The sequence below is a fragment of the Methanospirillum sp. genome (assembly GCF_035406105.1).
In the GTDB taxonomy this organism is placed as follows: Archaea; Halobacteriota; Methanomicrobia; order Methanomicrobiales; family Methanospirillaceae; genus Methanospirillum.
In genome coordinates this window covers 1-7,615 of the sequence record NZ_DAONKG010000117.1, presented here as the reverse complement: position 1 = coordinate 7,615, position 7,615 = coordinate 1, and the positions used below count along the sequence as shown (strand labels likewise).

10 protein-coding genes and 1 pseudogene are annotated in these 7,615 nt (G+C 41.2%); 6 read left to right on the top strand and 5 right to left on the bottom strand.

The features are described from left to right. The 5 genes and pseudogenes from PLA23_RS08165 to hisE all read left to right on the top strand — a co-directional run. A pseudogene (locus PLA23_RS08165) lies at positions 1 to 613 on the top strand (phosphoribulokinase); the annotation flags it as partial. A gap of 43 nt (positions 614 to 656) precedes the next feature. Further along, a complete protein-coding gene (gene cfbC, locus PLA23_RS08160; RefSeq protein WP_324331786.1) occupies positions 657 to 1,484 on the top strand; it encodes a Ni-sirohydrochlorin a,c-diamide reductive cyclase ATP-dependent reductase subunit in 828 nt (275 codons plus the stop codon). Positions 1,485 to 1,686: 202 nt separating this feature from the next. Next, on the top strand, positions 1,687 to 2,097 hold the full coding sequence (locus PLA23_RS08155; RefSeq protein WP_324331787.1) for a hypothetical protein: 411 nt from the start codon (positions 1,687 to 1,689) through the stop codon (positions 2,095 to 2,097). A 257-nt stretch (positions 2,098 to 2,354) separates the two neighbouring features. Then, the gene (locus PLA23_RS08150) at positions 2,355 to 2,798 is read left to right on the top strand and encodes a NusA-like transcription termination signal-binding factor (protein WP_324331788.1); all 444 of its coding nucleotides are present in this window, start codon (positions 2,355 to 2,357) and stop codon (positions 2,796 to 2,798) included. Then, on the top strand, positions 2,795 to 3,088 hold the full coding sequence (gene hisE, locus PLA23_RS08145; RefSeq protein WP_324331789.1) for a phosphoribosyl-ATP diphosphatase: 294 nt from the start codon (positions 2,795 to 2,797) through the stop codon (positions 3,086 to 3,088). Before PLA23_RS08150 ends, hisE begins: the two co-directional genes overlap by 4 nt. A 3-nt stretch (positions 3,089 to 3,091) precedes the next feature. On the opposite strand, the gene PLA23_RS08140 is transcribed toward hisE, so the two are convergent. From PLA23_RS08140 to PLA23_RS08130, 3 genes are read right to left on the bottom strand one after another with little or no spacing between them, the layout of a single operon-like run. Beyond that, positions 3,092 to 3,670 carry a DUF357 domain-containing protein gene (locus PLA23_RS08140; protein ID WP_324331790.1) on the bottom strand — a complete coding sequence of 193 codons (579 nt, stop codon included), beginning with the start codon at positions 3,668 to 3,670 and terminating at the stop codon, positions 3,092 to 3,094. Further along, positions 3,657 to 4,415 (bottom strand): diphthine synthase, encoded by a 759-nt coding sequence (dph5, locus tag PLA23_RS08135; protein ID WP_324474818.1) that lies wholly within the window; start codon positions 4,413 to 4,415, stop codon positions 3,657 to 3,659. Before dph5 ends, PLA23_RS08140 begins: the two co-directional genes overlap by 14 nt. A gap of 4 nt (positions 4,416 to 4,419) precedes the next feature. Further along, positions 4,420 to 5,124 carry an RAD55 family ATPase gene (locus PLA23_RS08130; protein ID WP_324329057.1) on the bottom strand — a complete coding sequence of 235 codons (705 nt, stop codon included), beginning with the start codon at positions 5,122 to 5,124 and terminating at the stop codon, positions 4,420 to 4,422. 238 nt (positions 5,125 to 5,362) lie between these two features. Here PLA23_RS08130 and PLA23_RS08125 point away from each other — a divergent pair, with 238 nt between their 5' ends. Then, positions 5,363 to 5,989: an undecaprenyl diphosphate synthase family protein gene (locus PLA23_RS08125; protein WP_324329056.1), complete on the top strand. Its 627-nt coding sequence runs from the start codon at positions 5,363 to 5,365 to the stop codon at positions 5,987 to 5,989. On the opposite strand, the gene uppS is transcribed toward PLA23_RS08125, so the two are convergent. Together uppS and PLA23_RS08115 are read right to left on the bottom strand one after the other, a co-directional pair. Further along, on the bottom strand, positions 5,963 to 6,766 hold the full coding sequence (uppS, locus tag PLA23_RS08120) for a polyprenyl diphosphate synthase (protein ID WP_324474817.1): 804 nt from the start codon (positions 6,764 to 6,766) through the stop codon (positions 5,963 to 5,965). The genes PLA23_RS08125 and uppS overlap by 27 nt on opposite strands. Beyond that, the coding region (locus tag PLA23_RS08115; RefSeq protein ID WP_324474816.1) for a radical SAM protein at positions 6,763 to 7,615 on the bottom strand (853 nt) is incomplete at its 5' end. The genes PLA23_RS08115 and uppS, both read right to left, overlap by 4 nt.

Genomic DNA, 7,615 nt, shown 5'->3' with positions numbered 1-7,615 from the left:
CGAAGGGCTTCATCCATTTGCTACAGAAAAACTCCGCGCATTATATGATTATACCATATTCGTGGATCCGGACAGGGATGTAAAATTTGACTGGAAGGTAAAGCGTGATATTAATAAAAGAAATTATGACAAAGAGGAAGTCCTGAATGAGATTGTACGACGTGAGCCTGATTATATTCACTATGTCCTGCCCCAAAGAAAGATGGCAGATGCAGTCATTCAGATACAATATTCATCATACGGTCGGGAAGAAGGAGTAAAAAGAAATGTGTACCGCGTTATTCTTTCAATGCCTGCACAGGAATATTGTTTTGAAGATATTGAGCTCAATATAGATTTATGTGATTTATTTAAGAAATCTTCACACGACTTTTCTCTGTCCTGTATCTCGCATTCACCTGATAGCCGAAAGATGCGTGCCCTGGTAGTCGACGGGGAATTGATGCCAGACACCATTCACAAGATAGAACGACAGATTGAGTACCAGACCGGTGTATCCCCCATCAATATTTTTAGAGACCAGGAACACATTACCGGAACCGACCTTGTCCGGCTGATACTCTCATGGCAGATCATAAATGGTAGAATTACACTTTCAAATCGTGGGAACTGATAAACCGTATACCTCATATAATTAGCATCATCACTGACTAAGGATGAAGCAGATTGCTCTCTATGGGAAAGGGGGTATCGGGAAATCAACAACATCCGCAAATCTTTCTGCAGCACTTGTTAATCAGGGGCTTTCAGTCATGCAGATCGGATGTGACCCAAAGCGTGACAGTACCCGGATGCTTATGAAAGGGGTTCTTATCCCTACTGTTTTGGATCTTATCCGTGAGCGCGGGGAGCAAAATCTTTCCCTTAACGATGTCGTCTTTACTGGATACAAGGGAGTCAGATGTGTGGAAGCAGGTGGCCCAGAACCTGGAGTTGGATGTGCTGGAAGAGGGATTATTGCCACATTTCAACTTCTGGAAAGGTTATCTGCATTTGATGAGGATGTTATCGTCTATGATGTTCTGGGTGACGTTGTCTGCGGAGGATTTGCTATGCCGATGCGGAAAGGATATGCCCAGGAGATTTATCTTGTCACATCCGGAGAACTTATGTCTCTGTATGCGGCCAATAATATCTGTAAAGCAATCGCACGGATATCCCAGAATGTCAAACAGGTATGCCGGCTTGGGGGAGTTATTTGCAACAGCCGGAACCTGCCAGATGAGGAACAACTTGTTTCAGCATTTGCTTCACGGGTCGGTTCAAAGATTATTGCATACATTCCCCGCGACGGACTGGTTCAGCATGCAGAATTACATAACCAGACGGTCATTGAATATGCACCTGAATCAGATCTCGCCGCACGATATATCTCTCTCGCTCAGGCTATCATAACCAATAAGGATTTTATAATACCCACTCCCCTCGAGATAGAAGAACTGGAGAACATTGCACGATCCTACCTTCCCAAAATACATCAGTGAGGGTGTCCATCAACGGAGAAATGATACCAGTTCCGAAAGTGAAGGTATAAAATTTAGATTAATTATTGCCCTTATTTTGTAATATTAAGAATTTTATCAATTGTATTTGTAACTCTCAATAAATTAATTTTCACTTTCACCCTGCTTTTTAAAGATTTAAATAGGGTACTGCAGACCCATTATTATCAACTGGGTGATGATAATGCTCGAAAAAGTAGGATATATGCAAAAGGCAAAAACGGTCACAATTGATGAAGATGGACTTCCAACTGAGATCATAGAGATTGTCATTGACGGAAAACGATTCGGAATCCTGATTGATGATCTGAAACGGGCAATCAGGGGAAAAATATCAGCACGGACATTTCAATTACGAATAAACTGGAAACAGTATATCAGTACCACTGCAGGTCTTGCGTACCTTTCATACTCCGGCAAAGCATTAAATATCGAAATGATTGACGGGAACAGATATACCGTATCACTTGATTCCTTAAAATCACTGATGTGCAGACGATCTTCATATGCACCAGTAGCACGGCTTCCAATGAGCAGCACAATCAAATGCCCTTCAATCATGGGGACTGCTCAAAAAGCACTTGCAACCTGTTGACCGTTTTCCATCATGTTTTTATGCGTTTGTTCCATTTTCTCTTTATTTCGACTCCCATATACGGTAAAAACCCTTCATTCTTACCATAACCTTTAATAAATTTAATTGGCAATATTTCCACGGTTTTCTATCAAAGAGATGGCCCCTATAATTTCGTACCTGGAAATATGCACAGGCTATGTGTACCACATTAATCACCTCTCTGCTGGATTACCATCGGATATTTCAATAATGCGAATACGGAGTCTGAATCACCTATGGAAAGAAATCTTGGATTTAAAGAACGAAGATATATCGAAGAGCTCAGAATACTCACAAAATCAACAGCCCTTGATTGTATCATTGATGAGAAATTTGATCGGATAATTTATGTCATTAAGGCAGGAGATATGGGATATGCCATTGGAAAGAAAGGCGATAATATCCGGCGTCTCCAGGGAGTGACTGGCAGAAAAGTAGAGATGGTCGAGTTTGCTGAAGACCTTCGTGAATTTCTTGCAAATATTTTCAAACCGGCACAGGTGATCAGGTATGCCTGTGATGATCAGTCAAAAAAGATGAATATCTACGTATCTGATAAAAATGACGTGGGAATTGCGATTGGAAAAGGTGGATGTACGATTGAAAAAGCCCGCCTCCTCATCAGACGGTTTCATGGATATGAAATCGGAGAAGTTTTCCCTCAGGAAGGTGCCTTTTGAAAAAAGCAGAAATTCTTGACGAAATATGGTCCGTAATTGAAGAGAGGGCAGCTCACCCTTCCGAAGAATCCTATACGTCTAAAATTCTCACTCACAGAAAAGGAATAGACAAAGCCCTCGAGAAAATGGGTGAGGAATGCACGGAATTTATTATTGCGATAAAAAACGGAGAGAAACAGAGAATTTCTGAAGAAGCTGCCGATGTGTTATTTCATTTCATGCTGGCTTTAAAAAAAGCAGATGTTTCACTACAGTCCGTATGGGACGAATTAGTTGCACGCCGGCATTAACGATCAGATAAACTCGGTTGTAAAGAGATCATAATGTGCATGTACCTGTAGGAGACCTGCCCTGACTGCGGTATCCAGCCACCCATATCCAAAACAAAAATGAGCCAGGGCAGGAATGTAAAAATTATCCTGTAATAGTTTTTTACCTTGAATTAACTCATTTTTTGCTTGCATTATGCATGTATCAGATGCCTTTGCAAGAGGAGAACCATGACCTGGAAAACCGGAGACTGATTGTAATGCTGTTCCCAGCATGGTGTAATATCGGTTTGTCTTCTCATACATATGATCACGATCATACTGTTCCTCCAACAGAATATCTGTGTAAGAGATAGAATCTCCTGATAGGTCATAGAGTCCAAGATACGCTCCTGCATTCATCCATCCATGCGCATATACAAGAGAGGCATACTGATTGACCATATCACCATTATTGAAAAAAAATTCAGAATCCTGCAGGTATGATCGGATCATCTGAAGGATTTCTGATCCCAGGATATGATAGGGTGATCCTTGTCTGTTAAGAAGTACAATTTCGTTTATACTGGTTTTTAGGAGTGAAGCGTATTTATTGAGGAACATATCCGGCAAAATACCTGAGGTACTCTTGTTCTATCTCATGTAAGGATGCCGGTACTATGAGAATATGAAGTGGCGGGCCAAAATCGATCGACTTCAGCTCATTACCGGTTCCTGCCGCAACGACGGGTGTATCAGATCCTGCCCGGGCGACTCCGACATATAATGGAATCGTACCTGAAGAGCCATCCATGAGTTGTTCAAGGAGTTCTATTCCTTCATGTACCGACATAAATCGGTTTTCCTGTATATCAAGGTACACAAGCGTGTGAAGGTTTTGATATTTGTTTGAGAGGATGGTATCAAGCGGTGTTCTGGGAAACCAGTTATGAACAGGATATGGTATGGAGCAGGATTTTCCAAACCGATAGTTCTGTAAACCGGTAAGACCACAGACTGCACTGACAATGGAAGATCCATGAATGATTTTTGTTGGTATGCCCCGGTCTCTAGCCCTGATACGCAGATCAGCATGAGTTGTCGAGACCATTGGATCTCCACCGGTGAGAAATACCGCAGTTCCTCGTTCAGCAGCTGCAAGGATAGGTTCAGGATTTAATTCAACGTCATGGCGTTTTACAATAGTCAGGGGTTTTTTATATCTCTCGCGCATCAGTTCCGGCGTTGTACCGGTAAGAGTAGATGTATACGATTCAAGAAAAAGAGAATCCGCTTTTTCGATCGCCTGTAACCCTTTAATTGAGATATCATCCAGATCATACAGACCCAGACCAACAAAAATAAGCATGATTTCAAGGGGATATGATAAGTTTTCCGTCTTCAAAGGAAAAAGATCGCCAGTTCATTGCAAGTCCCATACTCCCCTGAAGACGAATTTTCTTCCCTTCATCAGTATTCTGAATTTCAATAACAACATTCATCAATTGCTTGACAATTGCAACGGTCTTATGATCAAATGACTCACTGTTTAACAGAAATACTCCAATTGAACCCATCTTCCGAAGCTTGGATGATACAACATGGAGGAACTGATATATTATGTCAATTTTCCGAAACATGAGCATTGAAGTCAAAGAGAGGATACAATATCTGATGGGTGTGGGAAAGAGTGGATCCGGATCATCGGTGAAGTCTCCTTTCATTATCTCTTCTGTCAATTGGGAGAATTTGATATCCATCCCGGTCAGATCACTTGGACTTCCGACATATTTTATCTTTTGCGTATCCTCAATCGAAGTAAATGATGTGCGAGTAATTGCATCTATGATTCCGATATAATTGGTATCAAATCCATTGCTGGAGAAAAAATCAATCAGATCCTCAGACTGCGTTTCTGTTGCAAGAACGATCATGTACTCTTTCTTTCTGGGCATAGCCAGATACGATGTAACGAGCTCACCATCACTGAATGGTGGTGCCAGAACCAGGATATTAGTTCCTGGATTTACGCCACCCTTTTGATCTATTACATCTATGCCAGTCAGATATTTGTACATCAGTGTTTAAAAAATGGTTTTTTCTATCATATTAACCCAATGATATAATCCGGGTCATTGTATATATTCAACCATTCCCATATCAAATCCTTTTATAGTTATCATAAAGAAGTTATAAGGCCAGTTATCTTAAATGGATTGAAAATATCTTAAGGTATATTTCATAATTATTAGAATCATCAAGCTTTCAGAGGCTTTTGCAAAGAATCACCCGGCCGATACCTGACATGAGGAGAGAATGATTTACACATTATATGAATGGCACCTTCTTCGCACTCTTGATAGTATTCCTCAGGTTATCTGCTTTATGATATCTGATGATGAGATGGAGAATGATCCAAACCAGATCAGGCGCATCATAACATGGTGTCTTGAAATTTCTGATAAAATTCAAAAGAAGAATGTAAAAAATACTGGAATTTTGGAGATAATTATTCACATCAGTACCCACAAACCCTTCCAAAAACCATCATATCTTCCACAAATATATGATTTATCCGATATTGTTACCGTTCATCTGCATTATGGAGATAATTCAGAAACAATCGGAAACGGGCTTCCTGTGACCATTGCTATCGGAAAATCTGGAAGAGAAGAGATTTCAGATGCCATTCGTGCCATGGTAGATAATAATATTGCACCAGAAGAGGTTACAACAGAAGTTCTTGAGCAATATCTAACTTTTTCACATATACCGGACTGTGTCATAAAAACCGGAGGGGCGCATCTTGTTGATTTTCTTATCTGGCAATCGGTTTATTCTGAATTGTTTTTCCTTGACCTGAACTGGGAGAAAATCAGGAAAATTGATCTGATTCGCGCGTTCCGGGATTTTCAGTCACGAAACAGAAGATTTGGTACCTGAAGAAGAGGTCGCTTTCTTTTTCATCTCCAATCGTTCAGAGTATACCCGTATGGCACGAAGCATATCGATTTTACGAAACATTGGCCAATACGGGGCACAGAAATATACAGCCGATTCATGACCGTTTGCCAGCCATGGCAGAAAGTTGGAGGTCCGGCATTCATTTCCGGTTCTGATGATAAGATCAACGGGTGGAATCGATACATTATTCCCGTACAGATTCTCTTCAAAGAGTTCAGGCGTAATGTCATCCCGGTAAATCTTATTCTTCCTAAGATCATCAAGAATTTTTGCAGTCGTCCGAAGCATTTCATTTCGTCCGCCATATGCCAGGGCCATATTAAGATAAAAATTATCATAATGAGCTGTGGCAGCTTCAGCCTGTTCAACGGCCCCACGGAGATCATCGGGGAGTAAATCACGATCTCCAATCATTTGTATCCGGATACCATATTTATGGACGCGCTCATCAATACTGATACGGCTTAATTTCTCTTTAAACAGGGTGAAGAGATTCTGTATCTCCTCATCTGACCGGTTAAAATTTTCGGTTGAAAAAGTATACAGGGTAATATGCCGTATTCCGAGTTCCTGTGCCCATTCAAGGACCTCCTCAGTCCGATCGGCTCCTGCGCGATGACCGGATGATGTGGCTATTCCGCGTTTTTTTGCATATCTGCGATTTCCATCCTGTATAATCGCAATATGCCTGGGGATATGCAAGCATTGTTTTGAGATGAAATACTCATAAATATGCTCTATCAATCTGCGAATCATACCGGTGTCACCTCAATAATAATTCCATCATCGGGATAGCGTTCTACATAATATGCCGGACCGTCTATCTGATCAGCAATCTCCTCCAATATCCACCAGCCAGACTCTATTCGATCATCAAACCGTTCAATCAGATTCTCATCAGGATTGCCAGGTATTGATACATGCTGACCATCACACTCCCAGACTCCGTAAATGATGGTCCCGTCCCCGGTGATTTCATCAAATTCACGTGCAGTATTGGCAGCGATCCTGCGAAGTCGCATTCTCAGCTGTACACGGTCTTTAAAATCAGATGAACACCAGTGCACTTTTGGAAGTTCTGCAATTCCCTTTGCACTCTCCCATCCTCCCAAAACTGCATTTGAGATATCACCTCTTAGCAGGTACCCTCTTTTGCGCATTTCATTCGCGTTAAAATCACCCCATTCCAATTCGTTGATATTCAGAAAATCAATGAACGGGAGATAATTCCTCAGGTCATCAATATTGGGAAGTGAAGGAACTTCTATCCCAACATCAAGTCCCTGCTGTTTTGCATACTGTATGCTGCTATGAAATGGGGTATTTTGAAGGTCTGCCCACATTTCAGCAGGAGGATGAAACCGGATCTCATCAATTAAACCAATGATTGAGTTTATAATCTTTTCATTAGGGGCAATTCCGGTATAGAGATGAATATGATGTTCAGGTCCAAATTCCTTTTTTAATGCTTTAGAATATTCAATCAGTCTTTCAGGATATATGAAAGGCTCCCCGCCCGTGATACCGGTGCCGAGTGCTGACATTCTTCCTGCAACCCGGATCATTTCCTCCGGAGTTGAGATCTGATGTTCATTAGCATACAAA